General features: G+C 72.5%; 17 protein-coding genes. 5 read left to right on the top strand and 12 right to left on the bottom strand.

All coding sequences use genetic code 11. From position 1 onward, the window contains the following. The first annotated feature begins 265 nt into the window (after positions 1 to 265). Both AAW13_RS12270 and AAW13_RS12265 read left to right on the top strand, forming a co-directional pair. Complete coding sequence (locus AAW13_RS12270) at positions 266 to 1123, top strand: helix-turn-helix domain-containing protein (RefSeq protein ID WP_046733667.1); 858 nt, start codon at positions 266 to 268, stop codon at positions 1121 to 1123. Between the two features lie 202 nt (positions 1124 to 1325). After that, positions 1326 to 1517: a DUF397 domain-containing protein gene (locus AAW13_RS12265; RefSeq protein ID WP_046733666.1), complete on the top strand. Its 192-nt coding sequence runs from the start codon at positions 1326 to 1328 to the stop codon at positions 1515 to 1517. Between the two features lie 116 nt (positions 1518 to 1633). Here the strand turns inward: AAW13_RS12265 and AAW13_RS12260 are convergent, their stop codons facing one another. From AAW13_RS12260 to AAW13_RS12250, 3 genes are all read right to left on the bottom strand, one after another. After that, positions 1634 to 2530: a MerR family transcriptional regulator gene (locus AAW13_RS12260; RefSeq protein ID WP_046733665.1), complete on the bottom strand. Its 897-nt coding sequence runs from the start codon at positions 2528 to 2530 to the stop codon at positions 1634 to 1636. A gap of 87 nt (positions 2531 to 2617) precedes the next feature. Beyond that, on the bottom strand, positions 2618 to 3124 hold the full coding sequence (locus tag AAW13_RS12255) for a glutathione peroxidase (RefSeq protein WP_046733664.1): 507 nt from the start codon (positions 3122 to 3124) through the stop codon (positions 2618 to 2620). Between the two features lie 18 nt (positions 3125 to 3142). Beyond that, the gene (locus AAW13_RS12250) at positions 3143 to 4117 is read right to left on the bottom strand and encodes an ArsR/SmtB family transcription factor (RefSeq protein WP_046733663.1); all 975 of its coding nucleotides are present in this window, start codon (positions 4115 to 4117) and stop codon (positions 3143 to 3145) included. Positions 4118 to 4309: 192 nt separating this feature from the next. Between AAW13_RS12250 and AAW13_RS12245 the strand changes: the two genes are divergently transcribed. After that, positions 4310 to 5656 carry an MFS transporter gene (locus tag AAW13_RS12245; protein ID WP_240528606.1) on the top strand — a complete coding sequence of 449 codons (1347 nt, stop codon included), beginning with the start codon at positions 4310 to 4312 and terminating at the stop codon, positions 5654 to 5656. Here AAW13_RS12245 and AAW13_RS12240 read toward each other — a convergent pair. The 3 genes from AAW13_RS12240 to AAW13_RS12230 all read right to left on the bottom strand — a co-directional run bounded on the left by AAW13_RS12240 (position 5601) and on the right by AAW13_RS12230 (position 8668). Continuing rightward, entirely contained in the window at positions 5601 to 6620 is a 1020-nt protein-coding gene (locus AAW13_RS12240) for a slipin family protein (protein WP_079178788.1), read from the bottom strand. The genes AAW13_RS12245 and AAW13_RS12240 overlap by 56 nt on opposite strands. A 166-nt stretch (positions 6621 to 6786) precedes the next feature. Then, the gene (locus AAW13_RS12235; RefSeq protein ID WP_143144998.1) at positions 6787 to 8118 is read right to left on the bottom strand and encodes a carotenoid 1,2-hydratase; all 1332 of its coding nucleotides are present in this window, start codon (positions 8116 to 8118) and stop codon (positions 6787 to 6789) included. Positions 8119 to 8257: 139 nt separating this feature from the next. Continuing rightward, positions 8258 to 8668: a tautomerase family protein gene (locus AAW13_RS12230; RefSeq protein WP_046733661.1), complete on the bottom strand. Its 411-nt coding sequence runs from the start codon at positions 8666 to 8668 to the stop codon at positions 8258 to 8260. 153 nt (positions 8669 to 8821) lie between these two features. On the opposite strand from AAW13_RS12230, the gene AAW13_RS12225 reads away from it, so the two are divergent. Further along, the gene (locus AAW13_RS12225; RefSeq protein WP_046733660.1) at positions 8822 to 9706 is read left to right on the top strand and encodes a LysR family transcriptional regulator; all 885 of its coding nucleotides are present in this window, start codon (positions 8822 to 8824) and stop codon (positions 9704 to 9706) included. Between the two features lie 305 nt (positions 9707 to 10011). Beyond that, positions 10012 to 10539 carry a GNAT family N-acetyltransferase gene (locus tag AAW13_RS12220; RefSeq protein WP_046733659.1) on the top strand — a complete coding sequence of 176 codons (528 nt, stop codon included), beginning with the start codon at positions 10012 to 10014 and terminating at the stop codon, positions 10537 to 10539. On the opposite strand, the gene AAW13_RS12215 is transcribed toward AAW13_RS12220, so the two are convergent. From AAW13_RS12215 to AAW13_RS12190, 6 genes are all read right to left on the bottom strand, one after another. Next, on the bottom strand, positions 10536 to 11726 hold the full coding sequence (locus tag AAW13_RS12215) for a flotillin family protein (protein WP_046733658.1): 1191 nt from the start codon (positions 11724 to 11726) through the stop codon (positions 10536 to 10538). The two genes, AAW13_RS12220 and AAW13_RS12215, sit on opposite strands and share 4 nt — an antisense overlap. Positions 11727 to 11738: 12 nt before the next feature. Continuing rightward, a complete protein-coding gene (locus AAW13_RS12210; protein ID WP_046733657.1) occupies positions 11739 to 11990 on the bottom strand; it encodes a hypothetical protein in 252 nt (83 codons plus the stop codon). Between the two features lie 165 nt (positions 11991 to 12155). Then, entirely contained in the window at positions 12156 to 12824 is a 669-nt protein-coding gene (locus tag AAW13_RS12205; protein ID WP_046733656.1) for a response regulator, read from the bottom strand. Further along, on the bottom strand, positions 12821 to 14125 hold the full coding sequence (locus AAW13_RS12200) for a sensor histidine kinase (protein WP_046733673.1): 1305 nt from the start codon (positions 14123 to 14125) through the stop codon (positions 12821 to 12823). The genes AAW13_RS12205 and AAW13_RS12200 overlap by 4 nt, the downstream gene beginning before the upstream one ends. A 51-nt stretch (positions 14126 to 14176) precedes the next feature. Next, the gene (locus tag AAW13_RS12195) at positions 14177 to 15016 is read right to left on the bottom strand and encodes an ABC transporter permease (protein WP_046733655.1); all 840 of its coding nucleotides are present in this window, start codon (positions 15014 to 15016) and stop codon (positions 14177 to 14179) included. Then, positions 15013 to 15969, bottom strand: a complete 957-nt coding sequence (locus AAW13_RS12190) for an ABC transporter ATP-binding protein (protein WP_046733654.1) — start codon at positions 15967 to 15969, stop codon at positions 15013 to 15015. The genes AAW13_RS12195 and AAW13_RS12190 overlap by 4 nt, the downstream gene beginning before the upstream one ends. Positions 15970 to 16550: the final 581 nt, after the last annotated feature.

The raw sequence follows: 16550 nt of genomic DNA, 5'->3' as shown, positions 1-16550 counted from the left end.
ACCGGCAACACAGCACCCCTGAGACCCGGTTCGGGAGCCGCTGGTCCGAGCGGGACGGTGAGGCGTACACGGCAGTACGCGCCTCGCCGTCCCGCTCGGCCGTCTTCCGGCCCCGGGTCCGGAGAATCCGGAACGTGCCCGAACTGACGCGTACGCGCCGCATATCCGGTGTTTCCCAGCGGTAGGAAGCACCTTGGTGGCAGTCTGCTCAACAGCAGATACGCAAAGTGGTAGTTACAGGCAGGCAGCCGGAGGTGCACGTCCCGTGGCGTCCAATGTCAATCCCACCGTCAGGCGGCGCCGGCTGGGCCAGGAGCTCCGCAGGCTCCGTGAGCTCAAGGGCATGACGGCGGAGGAAGTGGCCGAGCGGCTGCTCGTCTCCCAGTCGAAGATCAGCCGGCTGGAGAACGGCCGGCGCAGCATCAGCCAGCGTGACGTCCGCGACCTGTGCGGGGTGTACGAGGTCGAGGACCAGCGGGTCGTCGACTCCCTGATGGAGATGGCCAGGGATTCGCGGCAGCAGGGGTGGTGGCACGCGTTCGGCGACATCCCGTACAGCGTCTACATCGGTCTGGAGACCGACGCCGAGTCGCTGCGGGTGTACGAACCCCAGCTGGTCACCGGGCTGTTGCAGACCCGGGCGTACGCCGAGGCCCTGGTTCAGGGCGCGTTGCCGGAGACCTCCGCCGCCGACATCGAGAAGCGGGTCCAGGTGCGGCTGCGCCGACAGGAACGTATCACCGCGGAACACAACCCCCTCCGCCTCTGGGTGGTCCTCGACGAGGCCGCGCTGCGCCGGCTGGTCGGCAACCGGCTGGTGATGCGCGAACAGCTGGAGTACCTGCTGGAGATGTCCCAGCGGCCGCACATCACCGTCCAGGTGCTGCCCTTCGAGTGCGGCGCCCATCCCGGCCTCAACGGCCAGTACGCGATCCTGGAGTTCGCCGACGCGGCCGACTCCAGCGTCGTCTACCTGGAGGGCGTCACCAGCGACCTGTACCTGGAGAAGGCGCACGACGTGCAGAAGTACGCCGTGATGTACGAGCACCTGCGGGCCCAGTCGCTGAACGTCGAGCAGTCCCGACAGTTCATCGCCGACGCGGCCAAGGAGTACGCCCGCTGAGCCCTCTTGAGCTATGAGCGGCGGATGGTACACGGAGGACACGCTCCAGCGGAAGTCTCCTCTGGAATATGCCATCCGGTCGAGTGAACGGGTACTCCAGGTGGGGAAGTTGCCTAGTAGCGTCGATCACGCCAACCGGTCAGAAAGGTTGGCGTGAATCGCACTACACCAAGCACCACAGCAACTCGCTACAGGAGTGGACATGGCACTGCTTCAGGGCGCCACGGAGACGTGGACGAAGTCCTCCTATTCCGCAGGGAACGGGGCGTGCGTCGAGGTCAAGTCGCCGACGACCGCGGGACTCGCCGTACGCGACTCCAAGGTCGAGGAGGGCCCGGTCCTCGCGTTCCCGGCCGACGCGTGGAACACGTTCGTGGCCTCGGTCAAGGCGTAGGGGGCATTCGCTGACCCACCGCTCGGCCTTCCGGCCACGACAACTGCACAAGCGTCACGCACAGAGCCCTCTCGACCAGCTCGCCGTCCTTGCCGAGGGGGCTCGGCTTGTGCCCGTCAGCCGTCCGACCGGCGGACCGGGAACGCGACGTCGCACACCGGGTCCTCCGGTCCCGCCGCGTCCCAGTCCGCGAAGTAGACCTCCCGGCACGGACCGTCGTACGACAGCCCGTCCCGCCCGGCGATCCACCGCTCCACCGCCTCGAAGGCCGCCATGATCTGCGGATTGGCCACCTGCGCCTTGCGGATCCGGGTGTACGCCAGCGTGCGCGCCGGCTCCACCCGTACCCGCGTCTGCCAGGTCCGCCCGTGCCGCTCCGCCCAGGCCAGGGCCGCCGCCTCGTCCGCCACCGGGACACAGGCCTCCGCCGGACCGTCGCTCTCCATGGACACCTCGGCGTGGTACACGACGAACGGCACCCCGGCCACGCCCCCGCACTCGCCCGCCGCCGCCTCCAGCCGGCCCAGAGAGGCACCGATCCAGGCCGGCAGCTCGTCGGCCAGACTGTGCCGCGTCTCGGTGATCACCACCTGCGCGGGCACCTCCACCGTCTCCACCGCGAACGACTCACCCATCTCCGAACTCCTCCCGGAAAGCTGTCCACGGAGGTACGCGGCGAGGGACCGCTGCCCGGCGAACCGCTCCTCGACGTCCGCCCAGTAGGCGGCCAGCAGCCCGGCGGCGGTGTCCCCGTGCCGCCCGTCGGCCGCCTCCACCACCTCGGCGATCCCCGCCAGCGGCATGTCCAGCCGGCGCAGCAGCGCCACCAGCCGGGCACGCTCCGTCTGGCCGGCCCGGTAGTAGCGGTAGCCGGTGGTCCCGTCGACGTACGCCGGGGCCAGCAGTCCGAGGCGGTCGTACAGCCGCAGGGCCTTCGCCGAGAGCCGGGACCGCGCCGCGAACGCGCCGATCGTGAGCAGTTCCTCGTCCACGGCGTCCTCCAACGGCCGCATCCTCCGTCACCGGGCGGTTCCTTTCCGCCCGGTGACCGGGAGACTCCGCCCTGCCCCAGGGGCAAGGTCAACCGGGCCCCGGACGGTTCAGCCGATGGCCCGCTCCACGGCCGCCACGAGTTCCGCCGACTCCGGCTCGGTCTGCGGCGAGAACCGGGCGGCGATCCGCCCGTCCCGGCCGATCAGGAACTTCTCGAAGTTCCAGCGGATGTCCCCGGTGTGCCCCTCGCCGTCGGCGAACCCGACGAGCCGCTCGTACAGCGGGTGCCGGCCCTCGCCGTTCACCTCGACCTTCTCGGTCATCGGGAAGGTCACGCCGTACGTCGCCGAGCAGAACTCGGCGATCTCCTCGGCGCTGCCGGGCTCCTGGCCCAGGAACTGGTTGCAGGGCACCCCGAGCACCGTGAAGCCCTGCGCCGCGTACTGCTCCTGGAGCTTCTCCAGGCCCCCGTACTGCGGGGTCAGGCCGCACCTGGAGGCCACGTTGACAATGAGCACGGCCTGGCCGGCATAGCGGCTCAGGTCGGCGGAGCCGCCCCGCAGCGCCCCGATCTCGACATCGAGCACGGATCCGTTGTTCTCAGTAGTCGTCATGGCCGGATGCTAACTCCGTCAGGTGGCGTCCCGGGTTCCGGCCTCCACCACCGCGTCCCCGGCGACCGTCCGCGAGTACAGCACCGACCGCCCGGCCCGCCGCCGCTCCACCAGTCCGGCGTCCAGCAGCACCTTCAGATGCCGGCCGACCGAACCCAGCCCCTGCCCGGTCACCGCGGTCAGCTGGGTCGTGCTCATCGGCGCGGCCAGCAGGACCAGCACCCCGGCGCGGGCGGCGCCCAGCAGCGCGGTGAGGGCGGCCGGCACCCGCTGCCGGGCGGGGTCGGCGAGGGCGCCGGCGCAGGAGTAGACCAGGGCGTAGCGGTCCGGTTCCTCCCAGGACACCCACCCGCACCTCGGTGTGACCGGGACGAGGAGCAGGTCCGCGCCGGAGATCGCGCGGGGCGGGTACTCGTGCAGGTTGACCTGGAGCCGGTTGGAGCCGAGCCAACGGGTCCGGCCGGGCCGCAGCGAGTCCAGCACGTCGGCCCAGCCGCCCCGGCTGACCTGCGCGGTCCTGGCCACCACGTCCGCCTCCAGGATCCGCCGTCGGCGGTCCCAGTCGGGCCGTACGGTCGTCTCCCACACCCACGTCAGCAGGTCCGCGGCCCGGCCGGGCAGGTCGTCGCGGTCCAGGGCGGCGGGGAGCGGGCCGCGCAGGGACACCCGCAGGTGCGCGCGGGCGGCGCCGGCGGCGGCCGCCCGGACCCGCGCGATGCCCGCCTCGGCGGTCTCCCCGTCATGGGGGGTGGGGGTCAGGAAGTCGGCGATCCACTCACGGCCCAGGCCGGCCCGGACGAGCAGCGCGGTGACGGGGTCGGCGGCGAGCCGCGCCCGGTAGGCGGGCAGATGGGCGTCCAGCCAGCGGCGCTCGCCGGGGTGGGCGGCGGTACGGGCGTGCAGCAGCTTGAGGCTCGCGAAGGTCTCGGCGAGCGGCGAGAGCACGAACCGGCTACGGGCGAGCGTGTCCGCGTTGAGCTCCCACCAGCCCAATGAGGTCTCCCAGTAGTTAGTGCCTCTCGCTGTCGAGAAGGTCCCTGGCCGACGTCACAGCCTCTCGCGAACGGGCGGCTCATCACGGGCGCCAGCCCCTCTCACCTTCGCGACAGCGCCCGCGCACGTGACAACCTTTCGCGCTCACGAGAAACAATAACGCCCGCTTCGTCCTCCCCCGAGACTCCCCGCATGACCTCTGCGTCCACCTCGTCCGGCTCGTCCGGCTCGTCGGGCTCGTCGGGCTCGTCGGGCTCGTCGGGCTCGTCGGGCTCGTCGGGCTCGTCGGGCTCGTCCACCGCGCCCACCGCGCCCACCGCGTCCGAAGATTCGAAAGCGCCCACCTCGTCCACCACCTACCGGTCCCTGTTCCGCACCCCCGAGTTCACGCCTCTCTTCCTCGGTTCCGCCGCTCACAACGCCGGCGGTACCGTCGGCGGCCTCGCCCTCGGCACGCTCGTCTACCGCAGCACCGGCTCCCCGCTGCTCTCCGCGCTCAGCATGTTCGGTCCCTCGCTCGCCCAGGTGCTCGGCGCGACCTTCCTGCTCTCCGGCGCCGACCGGCTGCCGCCCCGCACCACCCTCGCGGCGATCTCCCTCGCCTTCGCCGTCGTCACCGCCGCCATGGCGCTGCCCGGCCTGCCGCCCGCCGTGCTGCTCGGCTGCGTCCTGCTGCTCGGCCTGGTCGCCGCGCTCGGCGGCGGGGTCCGCTGGGGGCTGCTGACCGAGATCCTCACCAAGGACGGCTATCTGCCCGGGCGTTCGCTGTTCAACATGATGAGCGGGCTGGTGCAGATCGCCGGGTACGCCACCGGCGGCGCCCTGCTCGCCGCCGTCTCCCCGCGCACCTGCCTGCTGCTCGCCGCCGCTCTCTACCTGACGGCCGCCGTCGTCGTCCGCCGCGGTCTGGGGGCCCGACCGCCCCGGTCCGCGGGCCGCCCCTCCGTCGCGGCGACCTGGCGCACCAACGCCCTGCTGTGGTCGTCCCGTCCGCGCCGGCTCACCTATCTCGGCCTGTGGCTGCCCAACGGCCTGGTGGTCGGCTGCGAGTCGCTGTACGTGTCGTACGCCCCGGAGTCGGCCGGCACCCTCTTCGCCTGCGGGGCCCTCGGCATGCTCGCCGGTGACCTGACCGTCGGCCGGCTGCTGCCGCCGGCCGTCCGTCGCCGGGCGGCGACCCCGCTCCTGCTGCTCCTGGCCACGCCCTACCTGTTCTTCTTCCCGCACCCGCCGCTGGCGCTCGCCGCGGGCTGCGCCGCCGTCGCCTCCGTCGGGTTCGGGGCGAGCCTGGTCCAGCAGGAGCGGCTGATGGACCTGACCCCGGACGAACTCAGCGGCCACGCCCTCGGGTTGCACTCGTCGGGCATGCTGACCATGCAGGGCGTGGGCGCCACGCTGGCGGGTTCGGTGGCCCAACTCACCTCGCCCGCCCATGCGATGACGTTCGTCGCGGCCACGTCACTCGTGGTGACGCTGCTGCTGGCTACGGCCGGTCGCCGGAACCGGACCGCTCCGACGCCGGCTCCCTCGGGGCCGTGATCTCAGGGGTCTCGACCTCCGGAGCCGTGGCCTCCGGGGCCGTGATCTCCGGAGCCGTGCCCTCGGGTGGAGTGATCTCCGCGGGCGGGGCGAACTTGTCGGCGACGGCGGCGATCTGCTCGATCCCGGCCTTGAGCGCGGCCGGACCGTCGACGGCGTCCGGCCCGGTCAGCTCCCGGTCGTTCTTCTCGACCTCCTGGTCGAGCCGCTTGGTGGCCCGGTCGAAGTAGCGCAGCAACTCGACCGGGAAGGGCATCACCAGCGTGGAGTTCTTCTCGGCGGCGACCTCGACGACCGTCTGGAGCAGCCGCAGCTGCATCGCCTCGGGGGTGTCGGACATGATCCTGGACGCGTTCGCGAGCTGCTGCGCGGCCTGGAACTCGCCGTCCGCCGTGATGACCCGGGCCCGCCGCTCCCGCTCGGCCTCGGCCTGCCGGGACATGGACCGCTTCAGCGACTCCGGCAGCTGTACGTCCTTGATCTCGACGCGGTCGATGTGGATGCCCCACTCCGCGGCCGGGCTGTCGATCATCAGGGCCAGCCCCTCGTGCAGCCGCTCACGGTCGGTCAGCAGGTCGTCCAGGTCGCTCTTGCCGATGATGGAACGCAGCGAGGACTGGGCGACCTGGCCGACGGCGAAGACGTAGTCCTGCACCTCGATGGCCGCGCGCACCGGGTCGGTCACCCGGAAGTAGACGACCGCGTCCACCTTCACCGACACGTTGTCCTTGGTGATGCCCTCCTGCGTGGGCACCGGCATGGTGACGACCTGGACGTTCATCTTGCGCATCCGGTCGGCGAAGGGGATGAGGAAGGTGATCCCCGGCTGCCGGTAGCCGGGCAGCGCCTTGCCCCACCGGAACACGACCCCCCGCTCGACCTGGTTGACGACCCGCATCCCGCCGCGCAGCACGAGCAGGGCCGCCACGACCACCAGTACGACCCCTACGACGGCGCCGTCCATGGGCACACACTCCGTTCTCGACGTGATCCGGACAAGAACCCGGACAAGAACCCGGACAAGAATCCGGACAGGAATCCGGACAAGGGAGATGACACCGCGCGCGCCCGCCCGGATGCGGCACCCGGCGTCAGGAGTGTGCAAAGAAAGCGCGGAGGGGCGCCGTCCGTCAGGAAGCGGAAGCTCCGGTCCTGGCAGGTGCGTCGGCGAGTCCGAACTGGGCGGCCTCCAGGGTGCCCGTGCCGGAGCCGGAGGCATGGGTGGTGGCCAGGGCCAGGGTGAGGTCGTTGTCCGTGGCGTACCGGGTGTACCAGATCTCGTCGATGCCGAGCCGGTCCAGGGCCTTCTGCTGGGCGTCGGTCGGCGAGGTGAGGTAGTGCCGGGAGACGATCCGCTGCCCGGTGTCCGTGAAGGTGAAGTCGGCGCGGTCGGCACCGTCGTGGTAGGCCCAGTGGACCTTGCTGTAGTAGTCGCGGGGGTAGGCCGGGTCGTCGTACGGCACCGGGGCGGACTCGGTGGCCGTCACCGTCCGGGTGTCGTACGCGCCGACCAGACGCTTGCCGGCCTTCGTGTCGTCCACCAGGAAGACGGGGACCGTCGCGGAGCCGTACTGCTCCCGCAGATGCAGGTCGGCGCCGATCACCGAGTACGCGCCGACGCTGCCGCGGCCCCATCGCCAGTGCTCGACGGAGTACGGGAAGGGGCGGTTGCCCCAGTTGCGGTCGTGGTAGCCGTGGCCGGTGAAGGAGCGCTCCTTCCCGTTCACGGTGACCGAGCCGGTGACCGTGCCGGACGGCACCACGCACAGCCAGCCGAAGTGGTCGTCGGTGTCGCCGAAGTAGATGACACCGGTGCCCGGCCGGAACGGCGGCACCAGGCTGGTCAGCGTCAGGTCGACACCGACGTCCCCGGAGTGCCCCCGCATCCGGTACGTCTTCAGGTCGCCGGTGAAGGTGAACGTCCCGAGCCGTACGTCGCAGCGGTCCCGGGCGGCCGAGAACTCGCTCCAGTCGTACTCCTGGGGGCCGCCGTGACTCGTGCCGTCCGGGTCGGTGACGACGACCGCGGACTTCGGCTTACGGCGGTCCTCGCCGGGCTCGGGCACGAAGCCGTCGTCCAGGCGGGTGCTCAGGGTGAAGGAGACGACCGTGCCGTCGTCCCCGGTGAAGTCCGAGTACCACCATTCGAAGACGTCCGGGTCGTCGTTGCCGGCGGCCGTGCGGAAGCCGTCCTCCCACTGCTGGACCGTGCCGGGGGTGAGGCCGGTCCTGGCGTAGTCGGCGGCGGTGCGGCCGTAGCCGTTGGAGGTCAGGCCTGCGGCCGGGGTGCTCGCGGCCGGGGTGGCCGGGCGGGGGCTGGCCGCCGCGGCCTCGGTCCGCTCCGCCCCCGAGCACGCCGACACCGCGAGACCCGGTACGGCGGTCACCAGACCGGCCGCGGCGGCGTCGCGCAGGAACGCGCGACGGGAGCGGAGAGAGGGGGTTTCGGGGGTCTCGCGCATCGGGGATGCCTTCCGTTCGTCCCGGCCGGCCGGTTCCCAGTCCACCCCGGAGGCACGCGACGGGCATCCGCGGAGGCCCGGAAGGGGGACGACCACTGCGGACCGGGAACGGAGGGCAGGCGGCGGGCGGCTTGCTGCCTCAGGCCGCCGTGCCGGGTATCCCCAGGTCGCCCTCGACGTACTGGGCGCGGCCGAAGCCGAAGGACCAGTCGGCCGCGGTGTTCTCGACGTAGCCGATGAACACGTCCTCCCCGGCGACCCCCACCGTCGCCAGCGACGCGGCGATCGCGGCGTACAGCTTCTGCTTCACCTCGGTCGGGCGCCCGGCCTGGGTGAAGATCTGGATCATGACGACGCCGTCGCCCCGGTCGAAGCCCAGCCCCGCGTCGAGCGCCACGACCCGTCCCGCCTCGTGCTCGGTGACGATCTGGAAGCGGTCCCGCGGGGGGATGCCGAGCACGTCGACGACGGCGGTGTGGACGGCGTCGGCGACGGCCCGGACCTGGGCGTCGTCGCGGCCCTTGAGGAGGTCGATACGGACCAGCGGCATGGGGGGCTCCTATCGGAAGCGGGCGCGGCCCGGGGGCCGTGCGGCGGTGTCTCCAGAGTGGGCCTGGAGCCATCGATAGCGCAAAGACCTAGGTCTTCCTCCACCGATAAGAAATCGGAATACGCGCAGGCCAACGGGTCGTACACTGGAGCCATGGAGGTCCGGACCCTGCAATACTTCCTCGCGGTGGCCGAGGAGAGGTCGTTCACCCGGGCCGCGGCCCGCTGCCATGTCGCCCAGCCGGCGATCAGCCGGCAGATCCGCGGACTGGAGCGGGAGCTGGGGGAGGCGCTGTTCGAGCGGGATTCCCGTACCGTCCGGCTCTCCGCCGCCGGCGAGGCGCTGCTGCCGCACGCCCGGACGGTCACCGGTGCGGTCGCCGCGGCCAGGGCCGAGTTCGCGGCCCGCTCCGGGCTGCTGACGGGGAACCTCTCGCTGGGGGCCGCCGACGGCGTCGAGCACAGCAGCCTGCCCGCCCGGCTCGGCGCGTTCCACCGCCAGTACCCGGGCGTCAACGTCCACCTCGTCGACGGCACCAGCGCCAGCCTGGTCCCGCAGGTCCGGCAGGGTTCCCTGGACGCGGCCTTCGTCGCCGTGCCGCCCGGCGGGCTCGACCCCGACTTCGACCACCGGATCCTGGTCCGGGACGAGATCGTCGCGGTCGTGCCGGCCGACCGGCCCGAGGCGGGGCGGCCGGAGCTGGGCCTCGGCCAGCTCGCCGACACCCCCCTGATCACCTACGGGCCCGACAGTGGCCTGCGACCCCATCTGAGCGCCGCGTTCGACCGGGCGGGCGTGCCGTTCCGGCCCGCCTACGCCACCAACCACGTGGCCCTCCAGATCGAACTGGTCGCCGCGGGCGTCGGCATCGCGCTGGCGGCCGCCGCCGCCCGGGGCGCCGCCGCCGACCCCCGGGTCACCGCGGTCCCGCTGAACCCCCGCGTCCCCTACGCCAAGGCCCTCATCTGGCGCCCCGGCCCCCACACCTCGGCACCACTGCGCGCACTCCTGTCCACACCGGACCCCGACCGGCCCTAGGCCCCGCCGTCACATGACCGCCCGCCTGCCCCCCCACATGCCCGCCCGCCTGCCCCGCGACGCCATGCGCTCCCCCGGCCTTCGGCAGGGCAGGGGCCTCCACTCGTACGCACCTGGTGCCGCGGGGCCGCCCTCGGGGCGACGACGACGGGCAGGTGACGACAGCGCCTGGGGCCGGTCGGCGATGGGTCGACAGTGCTGGGCCGAGAGTGCTGGGCCGACAGTGCTGGGCCGACAGTGCCTGGACCGACATACCTGGCGGGTGCCGGAAGCTGGGGAAGAGAGACGAGAGAGGGGATGCGGGTATGGAGACGGCGAGGCTGGTGCTGCGGAGGTTCGGTCCGCACGACGCGCCGGCACTGGCGGCGTACCGCTCGGACCCGGAGGTGAGCCGGTACCAGTCCTGGGAGGCGCCGGTACCGCTCGCGACGGCCGAACGGCTCGTGGCCGGGTTCGCGGCGGGCGACCCGCGCGGTCCGGGCTGGTTCCAGTACGCCGTCCAACTGCGGGACGCCCCCGGCCTGATCGGGGACATCGGGGTGCGCCGCGCCGAGGACGGACGCCAGGCCGAACTGGGGTTCACGTTCGACCCGGCGTTCCAGGGCCGCGGGTACGCCACCGAGGCGGTGACCCGGGTGGCACGGTCGCTGCTGCTGGAGGACGGCCTGCACCGCCTCTCGGCCGACTGCGACAGCCGCAACGTCCGCTCGGCGCACCTGCTGGAGCGCGTCGGCTTCCGCCGCGAGGGCCACCTCCGGCAGAGCACCTGGATGAAGGGCGAGTGGACCGACGACCTCCTCTACGGCCTGCTCGCCTCGGAGTACCGGCCCTAGTCGACGTCCACCGGGCCGTCGTCCGACTTCCTGCCCTTGCCGCCGGGGAGTTGCAGCAGGCTGTTGCCGCCCTTGCCGTTCTCGGAGCGCTGCCCGTCGGAGTCCTGGCCGCCGCTCAGGTTCTGCCGGACCGAGTCGAGGATCGTCAGGCCCTGGGAGACGAGGCCGGCGGCGATCTCACCGAGACCGTCCGCGCCGTTGAGGACGTTGACGTTGGCGCCGGCGAGGCCGCCCGCGGCCTCCTTGACGATCTGCGGAAGCTGGTCGATCAGCATCCGGTCGAGCGCCACCCGGTCGTACGACGCCGCCGCCTCCGCCTGGATCTTCATCCGCTGCGCCTCGGCCGCCGCGAGGATCCTGACCCGCTCGGCCTCCGCCTCGGCGGGCTTCACGACCTCGGCCACCAACTGCTGCTGGCGCAGCTTGGCCTGACGCTGGGCCAGCTCCGTCTGGGCGGCCAGCACCTCCTGCTGGGCGTGCGCCTGCGCCAGCGGTCCGGCCTGCCCGGCCTGCGCCTGGGCCCGGTCCACCTCGGCGGAGTACTCGGCCTTGACGACGGCGGTCTGCCGGGCGTACTCGGCCTGCTTGCGGGCCGCCGCCTGCTCCGCCTCCACGGCGGCCTGGGTGGCCTGCGCCTGGGCGATCTGCGCCTGCCGCTGGATGGCCGCCTTGTGCGGCGCGGACATGGCGTCGATGTAGCCGGTGTCGCCGTCGTCGATCGACTGGATCTGTAGCGAGTCGACGATCAGGCCGATCTTCGCCATCTCCGTCTTCGACGTGTCCAGCACCTCCGCGGCGAGCTTCTGCCGCTCGGTGACGATCTCCTCGACCGTCATCGAGCCGATGATGGCCCGCAGGTGACCGGCGAAGATCCGGCCGGTGAGCACCGACATCTGCTCCTGGTCCGACAGGAAGCGCTGGCCGGCGTTGATGATGCTCTCGTGGTCGTTGCCCACCTTGAAGGCGATGACCGCGCGGACGTGCAGCGCGATGCCCTGCCGGGTCACGCAGGTCTCGGTGACCTCGGACTCGCACATGGACAGGGTGAGGAACCGGACCTTCCGGAAGACCGGCAGCACGAACTTCCCGTGCCCCGTGACCACTCGGAACGGCGCGCCCCCCAGTCCCCGCCTGCCCCCCGAGATCAGCATCGCCTCGTCGGGAGCGGGTACGCGGTATCCGAACATTCCTGTTACTCCTCAGCCGGCGTCGGCGGCATCCCCGCCGAGCGCGTCCAATGGATCCACCCACTCGATGACGCCGACCGCGCGGCATCCCCGTGATTCGATCACGAGCACCGTCGCACCCGCGGGCAGGGGCTCCTCCGACCAGGCGAGGAACGTCTCCGAACCGCCCCTGACCCGCACCAGGACCTCACCGGGACCACCGGAACCACGCGTTCCGATGAGTACCTTCCCCATGCAGCCGATCACGGCCTCGTCCTGCGGCATCACCGACCGTCCTCCCAGCCCTGGCCTGTGATTCCGACGATAGCCCCGCCGGAGGGTTCAGGCGGTGCCCGGGACGCTCACGATGCGTTCAGGCGGCCCGCGGCACGGTCGGGACCCGTGACATACGAGACATGCGAGACATCGCTGACCTTCCGGCGTGACGGGTCAGTCCGCGTGGGGGCGGGCCAGGCCGTGGTCGTAGGCGAAGATCACGGCCTGGACGCGGTCACGGGCGCCGATCTTGGCCAGCACCCGGCCGACGTGCGTCTTCACCGTGGACTCGGACACGACGAAGCGGGCGGCGATCTCACTGTTGTTCCAGCCCTTGCCGATGGCCACGAGGATCTCGCGTTCGCGTTCGGTCAGGGCGCCGAGCCGCGGGTCCCCGCCGGGACCGCCCGCGGCCGGCGGCACGACCTGTGAGAACTCGTGCAGGAGGCGGCGGGTCAGGGCGGGCGCGATCACGGCGTCGCCGACGGCCACCGCCCGGATGCCCGCGAGGAGCTCGTCCGGGCGGGCGTCCTTGAGCAGGAAGCCGCTGGCTCCGGCGCGCAGCGCCGCGTGGACGTACTCGTCGAGGTCGAAGGTGGTCAGCACGAGGACCCGGGAGCGGTCGCCCGCTGCGGTGATGCGGCGGGTCGCCTCGATCCCGTCCATGCCGGGCATGCGGACGTCCATGAGGACGACGTCGGGGCGGAGCTCGGCCGCCATGCGGACCGCCTCCGTACCGTGCGCGGCCTCACCGACGACCTCCGTCTCGGGGACCGAGTCGAGGAGCAGGTGGAAGGCGTAACGCTGCAACTGCTGGTCGTCCACGATGAGTACGGTCGTCACCTGACACCGTCCTGAGGGGTGAGGTCCAGGACGGCCTCGACCGTCCATCCCGCGTCGGCGGGGCCCGCGCTGAGGCTCCCGCCGTAGAGTGCCGCCCGTTCCCGCATGCCCACCAGACCGTGCCCTTCCTCGTTCGCCGGACCGGTACGGCGCTCGGCGCCGGCGGGCCCGGTGTCCTGGACCGTGACGGTCAGCCGCGTCCCCCGCACGACGACCGCCAGGTTCACGCGGGCCCCGGCCCCGGCATGCTTGAGCGTGTTCGTCAGGGCCTCCTGGGCGATGCGGTAGACGGCCAGCTGCACCCCGCTGTCCAGCGTCTCGACGTCCCCCGCGGTCCGGTAGCGGACCTCGAGACCCGCGGCCCGCACCCCCTCGCACAGCGCGTCCACGTCCGTCAGGCCCGGCTGCGGACTGAGCTCGGGTTCGCCGCGCGGGCCGTCGGAGGCCTCCCGCAGCACCCCGAGCACCCGCCGCAGTTCCCCCAGCGCCTGCCGGCCCGTGTCACCGATCAGCCGGAGGGCCTCCCGGCCCCGCTCCGGAGAGCCGGCGCCGGCATAGCCGCCCGCGTCGGCGAGCGTGATGATGACGGCCAGGTTGTGGCCGACGATGTCGTGCATCTCCCGGGCCACCCGGGCGCGTTCGGCCGCGGCGGCGAGCCTGCTGCGCTGGTCGCGTTCGACCTCCAGACGGGTGGCCCGGTCCCGCAGACCCGCGAGCTGGGCCCGCCGGATACGGACCGCGACCCCGAGCGCCAGCGCCGCGGTCGCCGTGCTCAGCAGGAAGAACAGCGCGTCCCAGACCGACACCACCGCCGACACCCGCACCGCGACCAGTGCCATGGCGCCCGCCATGACCCCGCAGGCCCGGGCCAGCTGCCGCGGCCGCCCGTGCAGGGCGAGGCTGTACAGGGCTATGAACAGCGCCACGTCCGCCCGCAGCAGCACATCCAGCGACCAATGGAGCACGAAGACGGCCGCCACGGCCCCGAACGCCACCGCGGGCCTGCGCCGCCGCCACAGCAGCGGCAGCACGAGCCCGGCCTGGAGGGCGAGCATGCCCGCCAGAGGCAGCTGCGTGAAGGCCAGCCGCAGATGGTGCGGCTCGTCGCCGTCATGGCCGCCACCGGCCGTCCGCACCAGGTCCGGCAGGCAGAACAGCAGGAAGACCAGCACCACCACCGTGGTGTCCAGCACCCAGGGACGGGCCCGGTCGGCATGCCGCAGCCGCTGGCCGGCCCGGGCGAACCGGGCGACCAGCGGTCCCATCCCGCCGAGGTCGTCGGCGGCCGGGCCGGGCGCCATGACCTGGGGGGTCGCGGATGTCACGGGGGTCACCGGACCATCATGCGGGTGTCACACGTCGCTGCGCAGCAGCCGGTACGCCGCCCCGCCCAGCGCGAGCGCCGTCCAGCCGAGGAAGACCAGCAGGCCGGCCCCGGGCGACAGGCTCGTGGAGTCGTGGGTCAGGGCGAACACCGACTCGCCGGCGTTGCTGGGCAGGTAGGGGCCGATGTCGTCCCGCCAGGAGCTGGGCAGCAGCGAGATCAGCCCGGGGATCAGCATCAGCGAGGCGACCAGCACCGAGATGCCGCCGGCCACCGAGCGCAGCAGCATCCCGAGCGCCGTGCCGATCACGGCGACCAGGCCCAGGTAGAGACCGGCGCCCAGCAGGCTCCGTACGACACCGGCGTGGGAGAGGCCCATCGCGGCGGGCGTACCGGACACGATCCGGCTGCCGAACAGGAACGCGACGAACACCCCCAGGGTGGCCACCACCAGCGCGACCGCGCCGAACACGGCCGCCTTGGACCACAGCACCGGCAGCCGGCGAGGCACCGCCGCCAGCGTGGAGCGGATCATGCCGGTCGAGTACTCGCCCGCGGTGACCAGCACACCGAGCACGCCGAGGGCGAGCTGCGCGAAGTTCGTCCCGAACAGCGACAGACTGACGGCGGTCGAGCGGGCGAAGTCCGGGTCCATGTGGGCGGAGCCGATCCCCGACTTGTACCGGCTCGACGCGATCAGCCCGAACGCGACGAGGAACAGCAGCCCCAGCCCCAGGGTGATCCAGGTGGACCGCAGCGACCAGAGCTTGGCCCACTCCGAGGCCAGCACCCGCCTGCCGGTCACCCGGTGCACGGGGCGCGCGGCCGCGGGGGGCGCGTCGGTGGTGGCGGTGAGCGTGGAGGTCATGCCGTCCTCCCGAGGGTCTCGGTGGCCTGCGCGGTGCCGGTGGCCGTCGCGGAGCCGTGGTACTCCACGGCGTCCTTGGTCAGGTCCATGAAGGCCTGCTCCAGGGAGACCTGGCGCGTGCTCAGTTCGAACAGGGCGATGCCGTGTTCGGCGGCCTTCAGCCCGATCTCCCGCGCGCTCAGCCCGGTCACCTCCAGCTCCTCGGAGCCGATGCGACCGGTGACGTCGACGTCCGGGCCGGCCAGGACGTCCCGCAGCCGCGCCGGGTCCTGGGTGGCCACGTGCACGGTGTCACCGCCGGCCCGGCGCACCAGGTCCCGCACGGTCGTGTCGGCCAGCAGCCGGCCGCGGCCGACGACGATCAGGTGGTCCGCCACCAGCGCCATCTCGCTCATCAGGTGCGACGACACGAAGACCGTGCGCCCTTCCTCGGCGAGCGAGGTCAGCAGGTTGCGGATCCAGAGGACGCCCTCGGGGTCGAGACCATTGACGGGTTCGTCGAGCATCACCGTCTGCGGGTCGCCCAGCAGAGCCGCCGCGATCCCGAGCCGCTGGCCCATGCCCAGGGAGAAGGCGCCCGCCCGCTTGCCCGCCACACTGTCAAGACCGGCGAGCTCGATGACCTCGTCGACCCGGCGGCGCGGGATGCCGTGCGTCAGCGCCAGCGCCCTGAGGTGGTTGCGGGCCGACCGGCCCGGGTGGATCGACCTGGCCTCCAGCAGGGCACCGACCTCCTGGAGCGGAGCCCGGTGCCGGGCGTAGGGGAGGCCGTTCACCGTGACGGAGCCGCTGGTGGGGGCGTCCAGCCCGACGACCATCCGCATCGTCGTGGACTTTCCCGCACCGTTCGGTCCCAGGAAGCCCGTCACCGTACCCGGTCTCACGACGAAGTCGAGGCCGTCCACGGCCGTCTTCTCCCCGTATCTCTTGGTCAGCTGCCGTGCTTCGATCATCGGAGCTCTTTCTCTCGGACTCGGCGTCCCGCGATCCGGCGCCTCTCCGCCACGCTAAGTCCGTGATCGCCCCGATCCGGTGGTACCGGGGGCTGAACGGGTCCACCGGGGTCGTACCGCGGTACTACACCCCGCCGGGGCCGCGCGCCGGGGCCGCGCGCCGGGGCCGCGCGCCGGGGTCCCGGAGACCGGAACGGCCGATCGCCGTGCCTGAGCCCGCCGACCCGCGCACGGGCCCGCCGCCGACCCCTGTACGGCCCCGTTCAGGCTCGTCGCCGGGCTCCCGTTCCGGTCGCGTTCAGGCTGGTCGCCGGGCTCCCGTTCCGGTCGCGTTCAGGCACGTTGCCAGCCCTCATTTTCGGCCCCGTTTCGGCCCGTTGGCGGCCCCGGTCCGGCCCTGTGGCGGTCCGTGTCGGGGCCTCCGAGCGGTCGGCGGGCGGGCGGGGTCGGGCGGTTCGGCTTCATGCAGGGCCGAACCGCCCGTACCCTTCGTGGACGACGGCGTCACATAGCGGGCGCCAAACACTGGAGGCAATACCCCGTGCTGATTGCTCAGCGTCCCTCGTTGACCGAAGAGGTCG

The organism is Streptomyces humi (assembly GCF_001005085.2).
Lineage (GTDB): Bacteria > Actinomycetota > Actinomycetes > Streptomycetales > Streptomycetaceae > Streptomyces > Streptomyces humi.
The sequence above is the reverse complement of the archived record's forward strand: the minus strand, read 5'-3'. Positions and strand labels throughout refer to the sequence as shown.

Coding starts and splice junctions, on each gene's coding strand:
- AAW13_RS12240 (WP_079178788.1), bottom strand. CDS start 6,620: ATGGACGGCGCCGTCGTAGGGGTCGTACTGGTGGTCGTGGCGGCCCTG.
- AAW13_RS12260 (WP_046733665.1), bottom strand. CDS start 2,530: ATGCGGCCGTTGGAGGACGCCGTGGACGAGGAACTGCTCACGATCGGC.
- AAW13_RS12245 (WP_240528606.1), top strand. CDS start 4,310: ATGACCTCTGCGTCCACCTCGTCCGGCTCGTCCGGCTCGTCGGGCTCG.
- AAW13_RS12235 (WP_143144998.1), bottom strand. CDS start 8,118: ATGCGCGAGACCCCCGAAACCCCCTCTCTCCGCTCCCGTCGCGCGTTC.
- AAW13_RS12200 (WP_046733673.1), bottom strand. CDS start 14,125: ATGGCGCCCGGCCCGGCCGCCGACGACCTCGGCGGGATGGGACCGCTG.
- AAW13_RS12210 (WP_046733657.1), bottom strand. CDS start 11,990: ATGCCGCAGGACGAGGCCGTGATCGGCTGCATGGGGAAGGTACTCATC.
- AAW13_RS12225 (WP_046733660.1), top strand. CDS start 8,822: ATGGAGGTCCGGACCCTGCAATACTTCCTCGCGGTGGCCGAGGAGAGG.
- AAW13_RS12230 (WP_046733661.1), bottom strand. CDS start 8,668: ATGCCGCTGGTCCGTATCGACCTCCTCAAGGGCCGCGACGACGCCCAG.
- AAW13_RS12195 (WP_046733655.1), bottom strand. CDS start 15,016: ATGACCTCCACGCTCACCGCCACCACCGACGCGCCCCCCGCGGCCGCG.
- AAW13_RS12265 (WP_046733666.1), top strand. CDS start 1,326: ATGGCACTGCTTCAGGGCGCCACGGAGACGTGGACGAAGTCCTCCTAT.
- AAW13_RS12215 (WP_046733658.1), bottom strand. CDS start 11,726: ATGTTCGGATACCGCGTACCCGCTCCCGACGAGGCGATGCTGATCTCG.
- AAW13_RS12220 (WP_046733659.1), top strand. CDS start 10,012: ATGGAGACGGCGAGGCTGGTGCTGCGGAGGTTCGGTCCGCACGACGCG.
- AAW13_RS12255 (WP_046733664.1), bottom strand. CDS start 3,124: ATGACGACTACTGAGAACAACGGATCCGTGCTCGATGTCGAGATCGGG.
- AAW13_RS12190 (WP_046733654.1), bottom strand. CDS start 15,969: ATGATCGAAGCACGGCAGCTGACCAAGAGATACGGGGAGAAGACGGCC.